15 protein-coding genes are annotated in these 14,331 nt (G+C 65.0%); 5 read left to right on the forward strand and 10 right to left on the reverse strand.

The genetic code is table 11. From position 1 onward, the window contains the following. Positions 1 to 38: 38 nt before the first annotated feature. On the reverse strand, positions 39 to 833 hold the full coding sequence (locus tag ACVMDN_RS19250; protein WP_310885877.1) for a GNAT family N-acetyltransferase: 795 nt from the start codon (positions 831 to 833) through the stop codon (positions 39 to 41). Positions 834 to 851: 18 nt separating this feature from the next. Here ACVMDN_RS19250 and ACVMDN_RS19255 point away from each other — a divergent pair, with 18 nt between their 5' ends. Next, positions 852 to 1,235 carry a hypothetical protein gene (locus ACVMDN_RS19255; protein ID WP_310885876.1) on the forward strand — a complete coding sequence of 128 codons (384 nt, stop codon included), beginning with the start codon at positions 852 to 854 and terminating at the stop codon, positions 1,233 to 1,235. 274 nt (positions 1,236 to 1,509) lie between these two features. Here the strand turns inward: ACVMDN_RS19255 and ACVMDN_RS19260 are convergent, their stop codons facing one another. The 8 genes from ACVMDN_RS19260 to ACVMDN_RS19295 all read right to left on the reverse strand — a co-directional run bounded on the left by ACVMDN_RS19260 (position 1,510) and on the right by ACVMDN_RS19295 (position 8,309). Then, on the reverse strand, positions 1,510 to 2,721 hold the full coding sequence (locus ACVMDN_RS19260; RefSeq protein WP_076834447.1) for an ABC transporter substrate-binding protein: 1,212 nt from the start codon (positions 2,719 to 2,721) through the stop codon (positions 1,510 to 1,512). A gap of 67 nt (positions 2,722 to 2,788) precedes the next feature. Continuing rightward, complete coding sequence (locus ACVMDN_RS19265; protein WP_076834449.1) at positions 2,789 to 3,187, reverse strand: CPBP family intramembrane glutamic endopeptidase; 399 nt, start codon at positions 3,185 to 3,187, stop codon at positions 2,789 to 2,791. 38 nt (positions 3,188 to 3,225) lie between these two features. Continuing rightward, positions 3,226 to 3,441: a hypothetical protein gene (locus ACVMDN_RS19270; protein ID WP_076834450.1), complete on the reverse strand. Its 216-nt coding sequence runs from the start codon at positions 3,439 to 3,441 to the stop codon at positions 3,226 to 3,228. 304 nt (positions 3,442 to 3,745) lie between these two features. Further along, the gene (locus ACVMDN_RS19275; RefSeq protein ID WP_076834453.1) at positions 3,746 to 4,516 is read right to left on the reverse strand and encodes a CPBP family intramembrane glutamic endopeptidase; all 771 of its coding nucleotides are present in this window, start codon (positions 4,514 to 4,516) and stop codon (positions 3,746 to 3,748) included. A 128-nt stretch (positions 4,517 to 4,644) separates the two neighbouring features. Next, positions 4,645 to 6,288: an acyl-CoA dehydrogenase family protein gene (locus ACVMDN_RS19280; protein WP_456835063.1), complete on the reverse strand. Its 1,644-nt coding sequence runs from the start codon at positions 6,286 to 6,288 to the stop codon at positions 4,645 to 4,647. 160 nt (positions 6,289 to 6,448) lie between these two features. Next, on the reverse strand, positions 6,449 to 6,901 hold the full coding sequence (locus ACVMDN_RS19285) for a hypothetical protein (RefSeq protein ID WP_076834457.1): 453 nt from the start codon (positions 6,899 to 6,901) through the stop codon (positions 6,449 to 6,451). Positions 6,902 to 6,933: 32 nt separating this feature from the next. Beyond that, positions 6,934 to 7,347 carry a hypothetical protein gene (locus ACVMDN_RS19290; protein WP_456785113.1) on the reverse strand — a complete coding sequence of 138 codons (414 nt, stop codon included), beginning with the start codon at positions 7,345 to 7,347 and terminating at the stop codon, positions 6,934 to 6,936. A 227-nt stretch (positions 7,348 to 7,574) separates the two neighbouring features. Further along, entirely contained in the window at positions 7,575 to 8,309 is a 735-nt protein-coding gene (locus tag ACVMDN_RS19295) for a M15 family metallopeptidase (RefSeq protein WP_076834461.1), read from the reverse strand. 266 nt (positions 8,310 to 8,575) lie between these two features. Between ACVMDN_RS19295 and ACVMDN_RS19300 the strand changes: the two genes are divergently transcribed. The 3 genes from ACVMDN_RS19300 to plsY all read left to right on the forward strand — a co-directional run bounded on the left by ACVMDN_RS19300 (position 8,576) and on the right by plsY (position 11,657). Then, complete coding sequence (locus ACVMDN_RS19300) at positions 8,576 to 9,529, forward strand: aspartate carbamoyltransferase catalytic subunit (RefSeq protein WP_026192854.1); 954 nt, start codon at positions 8,576 to 8,578, stop codon at positions 9,527 to 9,529. A gap of 5 nt (positions 9,530 to 9,534) precedes the next feature. Beyond that, entirely contained in the window at positions 9,535 to 10,836 is a 1,302-nt protein-coding gene (locus ACVMDN_RS19305) for a dihydroorotase (protein WP_316395008.1), read from the forward strand. A 224-nt stretch (positions 10,837 to 11,060) separates the two neighbouring features. Next, positions 11,061 to 11,657, forward strand: coding sequence for a glycerol-3-phosphate 1-O-acyltransferase PlsY (gene plsY, locus ACVMDN_RS19310; protein WP_076834465.1), 597 nt, complete (start codon positions 11,061 to 11,063; stop codon positions 11,655 to 11,657). Between the two features lie 125 nt (positions 11,658 to 11,782). On the opposite strand, the gene ACVMDN_RS19315 is transcribed toward plsY, so the two are convergent. Beyond that, positions 11,783 to 13,021 carry an amidase gene (locus ACVMDN_RS19315; protein WP_456835062.1) on the reverse strand — a complete coding sequence of 413 codons (1,239 nt, stop codon included), beginning with the start codon at positions 13,019 to 13,021 and terminating at the stop codon, positions 11,783 to 11,785. 125 nt (positions 13,022 to 13,146) lie between these two features. On the opposite strand from ACVMDN_RS19315, the gene dprA reads away from it, so the two are divergent. After that, complete coding sequence (dprA, locus tag ACVMDN_RS19320) at positions 13,147 to 14,262, forward strand: DNA-processing protein DprA (protein WP_456835061.1); 1,116 nt, start codon at positions 13,147 to 13,149, stop codon at positions 14,260 to 14,262. Positions 14,263 to 14,331 lie beyond the last annotated feature (69 nt).

Genomic DNA, 14,331 nt, shown 5'->3' on the forward strand with positions numbered 1-14,331 from the left:
TACCCGATCGGCCTTGAATATCGCCGCGCAATCGGTCGCTACCAGACTTCGCGATAGTTCGCGAATTTGCGCAAGATCTTGTCATAGCGGGCCGGTACGATCCAGGGCAACAGGAGCCTGAAGATCGCGTTCGGAAGCGGAGAGCGAAGCCGCACATAGAGGTCGAGCGGATCGAGATCATGCCGCATCCGGAATTTCGGTTCGTAGCTGAGACCCGTGCTTCGGAGCCACCTGTAACCGTTGGCGATCGCCCAATTCATCATGTCGCGAATGGTGTAGTAATAAAGATGAAGGTCGAGTGCGACAGCATAGTCGAGTCCGACATACTCCCAGAACAGACTGTCGCCTTCGACCATGCAAAGGCTGAAGGCGATCACCTTCCCGCCACGGCGCCAGATGAAGAAGCGGACCTTGTCCTTCATGTCACTGCCGAGCCGGCGGAGATAGTCGGCTGTCAGTTTCTCGAAACGGAATTTCGAGCGATCGAAGACCTGCAGGTAGAGCGGATAGATCTCGTCGACGGCATCCCTTGCGTCGTCGGTGACGGTAAGAGCTATGGTTTCACCGTCGGTTGCCTTGAATTTCTTGCGGAGCTGCCAGCGTGCCGATCGCGGCAGCGCATTTTGCATGTAGGCATCGAAGTCGTCGTGCTCGATATTGAGCGCCGTCATCGGCATGCTCGGCGCACGGGCGAAGCCGCGCCGGACAAAGCAATACAGCACCGGCCGGTAGCGCGCAGGAAATTCCTTCAGGACGATGAGTTGCGCCCCGCACGATCGGGCGAGCGTGACGATTTCGCCGCAAAGAATCTCGGCGATCTTGCCGGACGGCACCGTGCTTGATCCGGCAAGATGCCCTTCACCGGCGAAGCATCCGACCATCAGGGTTCGCATTTTGAGAAACCCGGGAACGAAGCCTCGGATGCGCGCCAGCAGCGGCTGCCATTGCGCTCCAAGTCCTTCGAGAATGTCCTGGTCGAGAAGAAAAAACGGCTGGACGGCATGGAGACAGCCTGCCCGGTCGATGATCGCGAAGTACCGGTACTCGACACGCTCACGGAGCGTATCCTCCAGGATTTCGTAGTAGCGGTGATCCTTGCGCAGGTCGGCGAAACTGGCCTCCCAAGCGGGACAACCGGCGATTTCGTCGCGCGTCACGATCTTTACGCGAAACGGCGCTGTAGCAGCCGCCGCGTCCGCTACGCTTGTTGTATCAGACAGACTGACCGCGTCTGACGCCAACGCAATGCTCCGGGTGATGAAAAGTCTTTCAATACAGTATCAATGTACCTGATTTGGCCGCGGCCTCCTGTGCCATCCGCGCAACAAGTCATTACTTTCGAAGTTGCGTCTCTTTCGAGGCCCCGTCGGCGCCGAGCGGCGCGCGCCCTCCCGCAATAGACCGGCCCGCCGGTCCCAGCGACGTAGCACCACAACTCGCCCTTGCGCTTCAGCAAGAGCGAAGGCCCGCAACAATTGCGCGCGGCTCGTAGGCTTATGTTGATCGCCGCTATTTCCCGGTCGAACCGGCGAACGCCGTATCGAGCACATCCCCGATCGGCTGCCAGCTACGGCCATCGAACTGAAGCAACCGCAATTGCTCGACCGGTCGGAACTGAGCGGTGTTGATCTTGATGCCGGGGAGCAAGGCGGACGCCTGATAATCCCTGAGCGCCGCAGCCTGCTTCATGACGTTCTCGCGCGACAGGTCGTTGCCGCATTGCCTGAGCACCTCGACCATCGTTTCGGCAGCGGCATAGCCGTAGACTGCAGCCGCGTCATCCTTGCCGCCGGCTTTGGTGTACTTGTCCAGGAAGCTGTACCAGGCACCCTGCTCCGCTCTCCAGGCCGGATCGCTCGCATCCTTCAGGAACGCGGCGGTGATGACGCCGGTCGCATTCTCCGTGCCGGCCCGCTTGAGCACCGTCTCGATCGATGACGCCATCTGGTTCACGACGAACACCGGCCGCCAGCCGTGGTCGGCCGCCGCGCGGATCACCTTGGCGGCATTTTCCGGTACTCCGGCAAACACGAAGACCTCGGCGCCAGATTGCTTCAGGATCGAGACGTGGCCGTCCAGGTGCTGATCGTCGACATCATAGGCGATGTCGACCCTGATGTTGTGGGCGACGTCGCCCAGCCCTTGCACCAGTCCCTTGAACAATTCGCGCCCGAACTGGTCATTCTCCCAAAGCGCCACGATTTTCTTGCCGGGATAGAACGCCTGGATGTAGTTGGCGTAGATGCGCCCTTCCTCGCGATACGAAGGCTGCCAGCCCATGGTCCACGGATAGAGCGACGGCTCGCTGAGCTCGTGATCGCCGGAAGCAACGAAAAGCTGGGGGATCTTGCGTTCGTTGAGATACTTCCGCACCGCCAGATTCCCCGGCGTGCCGAACGAACCGAACATCAAGAGCACATTGTCGGTCTCGACCAGAATTCGCGTGAGATCCATGGCGTTGGAGGGATCCGACAGATCGTCATAGGACATGAAGCGGATCTTGCGGCCATTGATGCCGCCGCGTTCGTTGATCATCTCGAAATAGGCGGCTTCCGCCTTGCCGATCTGGCCGAAAATCTCCAGCGCGCCGCTATACGGCATGACATTGCCGATCCGGATTTCGGTGTCGGTAACGCCCTGGTCGCGCACCTGCTGCGTGATGGCGCCGAGAGACGCCAGCGCGACGACGCCGGCCAGGAGTGCTCGGATCAAGATAGCCATGAGAAGAGCTCGCACGACGGCAGCCGCCGCTGCCTGGTTTCAGTCCGGCCCGCGCTCATTCATTGATCTAGATCATAGCACTCGAGGGGGCCGCTGGCATCCTCCAACCTTCCGATGGCTGGCGACGCACCGGCGCTGGTTCCGGATGATGATCACGCCGCAGAGGATCCCGGACATGCCAATCGTGATCGCAGCCGTTGGGCCCTAGGACATACGGGCCTGTCACGAAAAAGATGAATGTGTTGAGGGCGGAATGGATCATGACCGTCGGCCAGGTTGAGTTGCTGCGCCAACGGCAATAGCCCAGCGCCAATCCCATCCCGAATATCTCCAACTTCCCATAAACGTCATACTGTGTGTGGGTCATAGCCCAGACGGCGGCGGTCAAAACGATCGCTCCGATCGGACCCAGAAACGACTCCGACCAGCCGCGATACAAGAAGCCACGAATGAGGAACTCTTCCATGATGGTCCGGCAATGCAGGTACCGATGAGCAGGATCATCTAGCCGCTCGCGCCCTTGACCACGAAGACCGGGTCATCCACCGCGGCCCCCTCGCCACCAACACTCGAATTGATGACCGATTCAACGAGCAGAATGCCGGCAAAGATTGCAAATGCGCGCATGGCTTCGGCCGGGCTCGGCCAGTTGAGCGCGAGATATTCCTCGAACCCGCGGCGAGCCTTCCGGATCGCGATCCAGAGCACGCCGATCGTCAAGGGGCTCGCGATGGTAAGGCCAGCGCCGTACCATCGCCCCTGGGCGGCGAATCCCGCAATTGAGCCGGCGACATTCTGGCTACGCCGTCTTGCGCCGCGATGATGATCGTCATGGCCCAACCTCCAACCAGCGTAAAACGCCGTAAGCGATTAGGATGACGAATGCCGTCTCCACGAAATCCCAGGTCCGCTGCGGCGGTGCCGGTACCGGCGCGTTGGCATTCTCGAAGTTCGACATATGGGATTCTTCTGCAACAACGTTGCAGCGAAGGTGGGCCTAGCTTCAACCTAGCATAGGGAACTCTCAGCCCGCCAGCCACCAGGTCTGGATCGTCGCCGCGAAATTGTTCAGCCCGTGCAGCAGGATGGTCAGCCAGGTCGATCCGGTGCGGAAGCGCAAATAGCCGAACAGGAGGCCGATCGTCAGCACCTGGCAGAGGAAGAACCAGTCGTACTGCAGGTGCATCACCGTCCAGACGATCGACGACAGCAGGATCGCGCCATAGGGTCCGAGCGCGGATTCCGACCAGCCGCGGTAGAGCCAGCCGCGCGCGAACAGTTCCTCCCAGAGCGGCGCGGCCACGGCGAAGGCGATCACCAGGAGCCACAGCGCGCTGTGCTCCTGCGCCGATTTCAGCACGTCGCCCATGAAGCCCGGCGACACCTCGCGGCCGGCGGCGCGGGACACCATGTCCCAGGCTCCGACCAGCACGACGAGCGCGACGACGCCGATGATCACGTTCTTCCACGACGTCCCGCGCAGCCCGAGGTAATCGGCGAACGGGATCCGGGTCCGGCGGATCGCGAACCACAGCACCAGCAACACCATCGGCAGGCCGGCGAGGACCGAGAGCGAGATCGTCAGGCCGTCGGCGACCACATGGGTGATGCCGGCCGTCGACACCTCCCCGCCCTGCGCGACGATGCGCCAGACGATGACCGTGACCTGGCCGACGAACATCGCGGCGAAGATCAACAGGCCCCACAGCGCGGTGCCCCAGAATTTCCAGACCCGCGGGGGGAGCGGCGGCGGTTCGATCGCGGCAGTCGCGTCTTGCGGCGTGAGAGAATCCATCAGCGAACCTCGGCTCTATCAATTCGTCATGGCCGGGCTTGTCCCGGCCATCCACGTCTTTCCTTGCCCTGTCGAAGCAAAGACGTGGATGCCCGGCACAAGGCCGGGCATGACGGTGGTCAATGTGGTCATGGCAGCGCCCGCGCCAGCAGCGCGCGCTGATTGGCATCGGATAAGTCCACCGCGCCGTACATGCCGGCGTGGCGTTCGGCAAGCCGTGTCACCGCGAACAGTTCGGCGTTTTTCGGCGAGACCTGGTTGAGCGCCGCGGTTGCTGCCAGGAGCGCCAGCTGCTCGACCGCAAGCCGCGCGACGCGCTCGCTGTCCGGCCGCCGGAACGACTGCCCGATCGAGGCAACAGCCTCGGCGGCGCCGGGCAGGCCCCTGGTCTCCTCGGCGAGCGCGCGCAGCACCGCGAGTGCGGCGTCAGCCTCGCGGCCGAGCGCGCGCAGCACGTCGAGGCACATCACGTTGCCGGACCCCTCCCAAATCGCGTTGACCGGCGACTCCCGGTAATGGCGCGCCAAAATGCCTTCCTCGACATAGCCATTGCCGCCGAGGCACTCCATCGCCTCATAGAGGAAGCCGGGCGCGCTCTTGCAGGTCCAGTATTTGATCGCCGGCGTCAGCAGCCGCATATAGGCGGCCTCGCCCGCATCGGCCGGCGCGCGATCGAAGGCACGGCAGAGCCGCATCACCAGCGCGATCGACGCCTCGACATGCAGCGCCATGTCCGACAGCACCGCCTGCATCAGCGGCTGGTCGGCGAGATGCTTCTGGAACACGCTGCGGTGCCGCGCGTGATGGAGCGCATGCGCCAGCCCCGAGCGCATCAGCCCGGCGGATGCGATCGCGCAGTCCTGCCGCGTCAGCTGCACCATCTGGATGATGGTGCGGATGCCCTTGCCCTCCTCGCCGATCAGCTCGGCATAAGCGCCGTGGAATTCGACCTCCGACGAGGCATTGGAGCGGTTGCCGAGCTTGTCCTTCAGGCGCTGGAAGTGGATCGCGTTGACCGTGCCGTCGGGCGCAAAGCGCGGCATGAAGAAGCAGCTCAGCCCATTCATGGTCTGCGCCAGCACCAGGAAGGCGTCGCACATCGGCGCCGACATGAACCATTTGTGCCCGGTGATGCGCCAGGCCCCGCCGTCGCGCTCGGCGCGCGTCATGTTGGCGCGCACATCCGTGCCGCCCTGCTTTTCCGTCATGCCCATGCCGAGGGTCATGCCGCCCTTGGTCCACCACGGCGCAAAGGTGGGATCGTAGGCGCGCGTTCCGATCACCGGCATCGTCTTCGCCAGAATGTCCGGCTGCGAGGCCAGCGCCGCGACCGAGGCGCGCGTCATCGTGATCGGGCAGAGATGGCCGGTCTCGACCTGGGAAGCGATGTAGAAATTTGCCGCACGCACCACCTCGGCCGCTCCGCCGGCCGGCTTGCCGTCGGCGCTCCAGGTCGAATTGTGCACGCCGGCATGCGCGGAGTGCGCCATCAGCTCGTGATAGGCCGGATGAAACTCGACCTCGTCGCGGCGATTGCCCCTGGCATCGAACAAGCGCAGCTTCGGCGTGTGCTCGTTGGCGATGCGTCCGCGCTCCGCCATCGCGTCCGAGCCCCAATGCTTGCCGAAATCCGACAGCTCAGCCGTTGCCGCCGCCCCGCCATTGGCGGCAACCGCCGCGGCGAGCGGCGCATCCACCGTGAACAGGTCGACATTTTCGAACGGCGGCGACTGGTTGAAGACGTCGTGGGTGGCAAACGGAGCCTGCGTCATGGTCTCCTCGGCAACTGGTCTGCACGCATGCGGCCGGGACAACCGGCCTCTTCCGGCCGGGATCACGGGCCAGCCGCGGCGCGATGGAATCGGAGGATCATAAGCCTGCGAGCCGACGCGGGGCAGCGAAAAGTACACGTCCGCTGGATGCTTCCATGCTTTAGATGCTTGCGCGCTTGGGCGCATGGCGGCCGAGCCAGCGGTCGACCCAGTCATTGACGCGGGTCCGGTTCGCCTCCTTCCTGGAAGCCTGGACAGGAAAAATGTCGCCGCGGCTCAATTGCCGGTTATCGGGATAGGCCGCCAACTGCAGGTTGGACTCATGCGCGGCGCCGTCCACCGGCGAGATGTAGGCAAACCGGATCTCGATCTTGTGCTTGATGTCGGCGCCGTGCCACTTCGGATGATGGCGTGCCAGCAGCTCGGTAAGCTCGCACGGCAACAGATCGGAGGTCGAGCTTCGCGACCCCTCGGTCTTCTCCATGTAGCATTGTTCCTTGACGCTGCTGACGCGCGCGTCGATCGGCCGGAAGTTCAGTCGCTTGTCGAGCTCGCTATAGACATAGAAGCTCGCGATGGCGACAGCGATCATAGCGTAGAGGCCAAGGCGCATGGTTGTGCTTCCGTCCTGTCGAACCGCGGCGGTCAGATCGAACGCGTCTTGTCCGCCTTGGTCTTGGAGGCGAGGACAGGAAACACGTCCCCGGCGCGCAGCGGCTTGCCATTGGGGAAATAGGACATCTGCAGGCTCGACTGGTGGGTGGCTCCGTCGACCGGCGAGACATAGACGACCTTCACCTCGATCTTGTGCTTCACGTCATAGCCCTGCCACTTGGGATGCTCCTTGCGCAGCAGTTCGGCAATCTCGCAGCGGGTCAGATCGGAGGTCGATGTCGTCTTGGTGATGACCCCGCGCTCGACCTTTTCCAGATAGCATTGCTCGCTGACGCCACTGATGTGGGCATCGACGCGCTGATAATTCGCGCTCTTGTCGTGTCGATCATAGATCAAGACGCCGGCGACGCCGACGACAACAATTGCAATGGCTGCGAAACGCATGCTGCATGCTCCCGTGTTGCCGGCACTTCATATGGCCACAATTAAGGAGTGTTGAAAGGTCGCTCAGCTACTTTTGCGATGGCAAGCGTCGTCTTGCGAAAATGCTTCGGATTTGAGGAAAATCCTGCCCTAGAGTTTCGGCTCTGATTGAAACAGAATCGAAGCTCCAGTCTCTTGTTCTGAGGCGTTTTCTTCACGCGAACCGGCGTCCACTTCTCGAAAACGCGCTACCGCGCCCGGACGATCGGGAAGTCGTAGGCCGGCCCGCCTGCCCGCGGCAGCGAAAAGTGCCACCATTCCTTGGCATAGTTCGCGAACCCTTGCCGGGCCATCGCCGCGACCAGCATGGCGCGCCAGCGCCTCTGCGCAGGCGTGATCGAGCCCGTCGCGGTGTGGGCCTTCAGGTCGGAACAATCGTAACCGGTGCCCATGTCGACGCTGCCCTCCGGAGCGCGCGTGGCGGCTGGCGCGGTGCAGTCGGCATAGTCCCTGGCCGGATCGAACTTGCGCGAATTGTCGGCGCCAAGGTCGACCAGCGTGAGATCGACCGCGGCCCCTGTCGAATGGCCCGAATGGGTGGCGATGTAGCCGAGGCGGAACAGGTCCGCCTTCGAAAAGGCCGGGTTGTAGCGCCGCTCGGCGGCGGTCTCGGTGCCGTTCTTCGACCATGCCACCATGTCGGCGACAGCGCGGGCCGGCCGGTAGCAATCGAACATCTTCAGCGACAGTCTTTGCCGGGCCAGTTCCTGTTGCACGGCCTTGAGCCTGAGCCCGACCTCCCGCTTCACCACGCATTCCGCCGCGCCATAGCCCGCGATCGGCCGCCCCATGAAATTGTTCGCGCCGGCGTAGCGGATGTCCTGGATGATGGTCGGATCGATGTCGCGAAGGAACGCGAAGTCGCCGGGCAAGTTCTGAGCGAAGGCAGGCGAGATCGCCCCCGGGATCAATGCGATGGCCATCCATGCGATCACGACAATTTTCACGAGGTCTCGCTCCGGCGTCACGGCCTTATAGCCCGTCAGGAGGACGGCGTCGCTGCCGCTCCGCCCGTGCCCCGCCATCCATGTCTTGTTCCGGAAACCCCAGCAAAAGCAAGGCGCGGATGTCCCGCGGCGAGCCCCGGCAGCACCGCCGGGAAGGCGGCGACATCTTACTCGGGGAAAACTCCCGCGAGCCCTCTTCGCGCTTGCCCCACCGGCCATCCGCGCCTATAGCTCTCGCTTTAATGACCCCATCATTGAAATCGACTTTTGTCCTCGGTCACCGGCATCTGCTGGGCATCGAGGGCCTTTCCGCTGACGACATCACGGGCCTGCTCGACCTCTCCGAGGAGTATGTCGAGCTCAACCGCCAGGTCGACAAGAAGCGCGCCAGCCTGCGCGGCCGTACCCAGGTCAATCTGTTCTTCGAGGCCTCGACCCGGACCCAGTCCTCGTTCGAGATCGCCGGAAAACGCCTGGGCGCCGACGTCATGAACATGTCGGTGTCATCGATGTCGACCCGCAAGGGCGAGACCTTGATGGACACCGCGGTGACACTGAACGCGATGCACCCGGACATTCTCGTGGTACGCCACCACGCCTCCGGCGCGGTCGAGCTTCTGGCGCGCAAGGTTGACGGTTCCGTGATCAACGCCGGCGACGGCAGCCACGAGCACCCGACCCAGGCGCTGCTCGACGCCCTGACGATCCGCCGCAACAAGGGCCGGCTCGAGGGGCTGACGATCGCGATCTGCGGCGACGTGCTGCATTCGCGCGTGGCGCGCTCCAACATCTTCCTGCTCAACACCATGGGCGCGCGCGTCCGCGTGGTGGCCCCCTCCACGCTGCTGCCGCCCGGCATCGAGCGGATGGGCGTCGAGGTCGCGCGCGACATGCGCGAGGGGCTGAACGGCGCCGACATCGTGATGATGCTGCGGCTGCAGCGTGAGCGCATGAACGGCTCCTTCGTGCCGTCGTCGGGCGAGTATTTCCACTATTTCGGCCTCGACCAGAAGAAGCTCGGCTATGCCAAGCCGGATGCGCTGGTGATGCATCCCGGCCCGATGAACCGCGGTGTCGAGATCGACACCTTCGTCGCCGACGGCGCGCAGTCGCTGATCCGTGAACAAGTTGAAATGGGTGTGGCAGTGCGTATGGCGGTGCTGGAAGCGCTCGCCCGCAACCTGCCAAACGCGTGAGACCGATGCTGACCGACCGCCGCCCCATCCTGCTCGCCAACGCCCGCGTCATCGATCCGTCGCGCGATTTCGACGGTCCGGGCGATGTCCTGATTGCCGACGGCGTGATCCGTGACGCCAAGCGCGGCATCGGCGCCGCGGGCGTCCCCGAAGGCACCGACATCGTCAATTGCGCCGGCAAGATCGTGGCCCCCGGCCTGATCGACATGCGCGCCTTTGTCGGCGAGCCCGGCGCCAGCCACCGCGAGACTTTCGCCTCCGCCAGCCAGGCCGCCGCGGCCGGCGGCATCACCACCATCATCTGCCAGCCCGACACCTCGCCGGTGATCGACAATTCGGCGACCGTCGACTTCGTGCTGCGCCGGGCCCGCGACACCGCGATCGTCAACATCCATCCGATGGCGGCGCTGACCAAGAGCATGCAGGGCCAGGAGATGACCGAGATCGGCCTGCTCAAGGCCGCCGGCGCCGTCGCCTTCACCGACGGCGACCGCAGCGTCACCAACGCCCAGGTGATGCGGCGTGCGCTGACCTATGCCCGCGATTTCGACGCGCTGATCGTGCATCACACCGAGGATCCGAATCTGGTGGGCGAAGGCGTGATGAACGAGGGCGAATTCGCCACAAGGCTCGGCCTCGCCGGCATTCCCACCGCGGCCGAGTCGATCATGCTCGAACGCGACATGCGGCTCGCAGGCTTGACCGGCGGGCGCTATCACGCAGCCTCGCTGACCTCGATCGAGTCGCTGGAGATCCTCAAGCGCGCCCGCGACGCCGGCCACAATGTCTCGGCCTCGGTCTCGATCAATCACGTGACGCTGAACGAGAACGACATCGGCCCCTACCGCACCTTCCTCAAGCTGGCCCCGCCGCTGCGCACCGAGGAGGACCGCAAGGCGCTGGTCGCGGCGCTGGCCTCCGGGCTGATCGACGTCGTGATGAGCGACCACAATCCGCAGGACGTCGAGGTCAAGCGGCTGCCGTTCGCGGAAGCGGCGAGCGGCGCAGTCGGCCTGCAGACCATGCTGCCGGCGGCGCTGCGGCTGATCCACAATGGCGAGATGGACTTCAAGACGCTGATCCGGGCGATGTCGACACGGCCGGCGGAGCTGCTCGGCCTGCCCGGCGGCACGCTGCGCGCGGGCGCGCCGGCCGACGTCATCGTGATCGACGCCGACACGCCCTGGGTCCTCGACCGCGACGATCTCAAATCACTGTGCAAGAACACGCCGTTCGACGACGCCCGCTTCTCGGGCCGCGTGACGCGGACGATCGTCGGCGGACGGACCGTTTACGAGCACGTCTGAAACTGGGGTGGAACTTAGCGCGACGCGAGTTGCGACATCGCTTCCATCGTTGTGCCAACGACGATGGCCGCGACGTAAACGACAAAGAAAAACTGCTCCAGCCGCCTGCGAACAGAAGCCATGATAAGCTCCCTCATTACCAAGGCCATGGTGCGGATTTATGGTTAATATTTCATTGACGGCACTGCCCCGTTCGGGCCGGACCGCTCCAGGGAACCACTGCGATGTCTGCTGATGGGCTGCTGCCGCTCGCCTTCCTGATCGGCTACCTGCTGGGCTCGATCCCGTTCGGCATGGTGCTGACCAGGATGGCCGGCACGCAGGATCTGCGCACGGTCGGCTCGGGCAATATCGGCGCCACCAATGTGCTGCGCACCGGCCGCAAGGGCCTCGCCGCGGCGACGCTGCTCGGCGACATGTTGAAGGGCACCGTCGCCGTCATCATCGCCGGCACCATCGACGGCCCGAACGCGGCGATGCTGGCGGCGCTGGGGGCTTTCCTCGGCCACCTCTTCCCGGTCTGGCTCAAGTTTCGCGGCGGCAAGGGTGTCGCGACCTATCTCGGCGTGCTGCTCGGCCTGTTCTGGCCGGCGGCGCTGATCTTCGCCGTGATCTGGCTCGGCACCGCCTACACCACGCGCTACTCGTCGCTGTCGGCGCTGATCGCCGCGTTCGTGACGCCGCTGTTCCTGTGGTGGTTCGGCCATAACGCGCTCGCCTCGCTGTTCGCCGTGCTGACGCTGCTGCTGTTCTACATGCACCGCGAGAACATCCAGCGCCTGCAGGCCGGTACCGAGGGCAAGATCGGCGAGCGGAAGTGACGTATGTCATTCCGGGGCATCGCGCAACGATGAACCTCAGGTGCGCAATTGCGCACCGGGGAATCCAGAAGTTGTGGCGCGAGATTCCGGGTTCGATGCGGCGCATCGCCCCGGAATGACCAAGCCTACCGCTTCAGCGCGTCCTCGACAAAGCTCGCGGCCGCCAGCGCTTTGGCATCATTGCCAAAACCCGCGATCACGGTCACGCCGACCGGCAATCCGCCCTCGGCGGTCAGCGTCGGCACGTTGACGCAGGGCACGCCCAACAAGGTCCAGAGCCGGTTGTAACGGGGATCGCCGGTCGACGCCAAACCCTCGGGTGCCGCGCCCGGTGCCGACAGCGTCACGAGCACGTCGACCTCGGTGAGAACAGCAGCCAGCGCCTGCCGTGCGCGCAGCGTGACGTCCATCGCCGCGTCGTATTCCGCCGGCGTGCCACCCTTGCTCTCGTCGAGCCGGCCGCGCAGCAGCGGCGGCATCGCATCGTAGTTCTGGCCGTATTCCCAGGCGAACGACTGATGCGCCTCGAACTCCTGCACCACCGGATGGATCCGCCACGCCTCCGCGACGACCTCGGGCATCGCGAGTTCGCGCACGGTCGCACCGGCCTGCTCCGCCGCACGCGCGGCCTTCTGCAACGCCTCCGCGCCGGAAGGTTCAGGCGCGCCGGCGAAGGCCTGCGTGACGACGCCGATGCGCGGCGCGGAAACCTTCGACGGCACCACCAGCTCGGGCCGCTTCGTCATCGCAGCGAGCCCCAGCGCGACGTCGCGCACGCCGGCGCCGAACAGCCCCACGGTATCGAGCGTCCAGGAGAAGCATTTCACGCCGACGGTCGGCAGCAGCCGGTAGCTCGGCTTGATCGCGGCGACGCCGCAGAACGAGGCCGGCCGGATCACCGAGCCGCCGGTCTGCGTGCCGAGCGCCAGCGGGATCATCCCGGCGGCGACCGCGGCGGCCGAGCCCGACGACGAGCCGCCCGGCGTGTGCGCGTGATTGTGCGGATTGAGCGTTGCGGTCGGATCGTTCGCCGCGAATGCCGTCGTCGTGGTCTTGCCGATGATGGTGGCGCCGGCCTGCTTCAGCGCCATCACGACCGGAGCGTCGGCGCGCGGCCGATGCCCGCGATAGATCGCGGCGCCCATCTCGGTCGGGAGGTCAGCGGTATCGATGATGTCCTTGATGCCGACTGCAATTCCACGCAGCGGCCCGGCCTGTTGCCCACGCGCCGTCTCGTCGAGGCGGACGAAGGCGCCGATAGTCTTGTCCTGCGCCGCGATCGCGTCCCGCGTCTGCGTGATGGCGACATCGGTGGGCAATTCGCCGGAGGCGATGCGGCGTTGGAGATCGGCAAGCGAAATCATCGGCGGACTTCCTGTTTCTTGACGGTTTTTGGCGGCTTCTTGCCAAGCGCTTTTAGCGCGTCGCGCGCGGCTGCGCCAATGTCGCAGGTGATCACAATCTCAGGTTGGGCGAAGCTGGGCCCCGTATGCATGACCGCTCGCCCAGCCCTCCAAAACTCACCGACACCGAACGGCTCAACCGCCTGCGGCTGATCCGCTCCGACAATGTCGGCCCGCGCACCTTTGCATCGCTGCTCCGCCATTTTGGCGATGCGGCGCACGCGCTGGAGCGCCTGCCTGACCTCGCGCGCCGCGGCGGCGCCTCCGGCCCCGGGCGGATCTGCAGCGAGGCCGACGCCGCCGCCGAGCTCGCGGCCTGCCGCAAATTCGGCATCGATCTCGTCGCGCCGGAGGAAGCGCACTATCCGGCGCGGCTTGCCACCATCGACGACGCGCCGCCGCTGCTTGCCGTGCGCGGCGCGCGCGATACCCTGACGCGGCCGATGATCGCGATCGTCGGCTCCCGCAATGTCTCCGGCGCCGGGTTGAAATTTGCAGGCACCCTGGCGCGCGATCTTGGCGATGCCGGCTTTGTCGTGATCTCGGGCCTCGCCCGCGGCATCGATCAGGCAGCGCACCGCGCCACCGTTGCCAGCAGCACGGTCGCCGTGCTCGCCGGCGGCCACGACAGGATCTATCTGCCGGAGCACGAGGATCTGCTGGCCGCCCTGCTCGAGCGCGGCGCGGCGATCTCGGAGATGCCGCTCGGCCATGTGCCGCGGGCGCGCGACTTTCCCCGTCGCAACCGTTTGATCTCGGGCGCCTCGCTCGGCGTCGTGATCGTCGAGGCCGCGCATCGCTCGGGCTCGCTGATCACGGCGCGGATGGCGGCCGAACAGGGCCGCGAGGTGTTCGCCGTGCCGGGTTCGCCGATCGATCCGCGCGCCGCCGGCGCCAACGACCTGATCAAGCAAGGCGCCACCTTGGTCACCGAAGCCGCCGACGTCATCAGCGCGGTGACGCCGATCATGGAGCGGCCGGTGATGCTTGGCGCGCGCGAGGACAACGAGCCGCTGGACTTTGCCACTGATAGCGGCGATCGCGCCCGCATCATCGATCTGCTCGGGCCGAGCCCGATCAGCCTCGACGATCTGATCCGGATGGCCGACGTGTCGCCGGCCGTTGTCCGCGCCGTGCTGCTCGAGCTCGAGCTCGCCGGCAGGCTCGAACGCCACGGCGGCGGGCTGGTGTCGATGATTTGACGAGCTGAATATCTCGCTCGCGCAAACGCCTGTCCGTCATCCTGAGGAGCGCGCAGCGCGTCTCGAAGG

The sequence above is a fragment of the Bradyrhizobium sp. USDA 4510 genome, assembly GCF_054059095.1.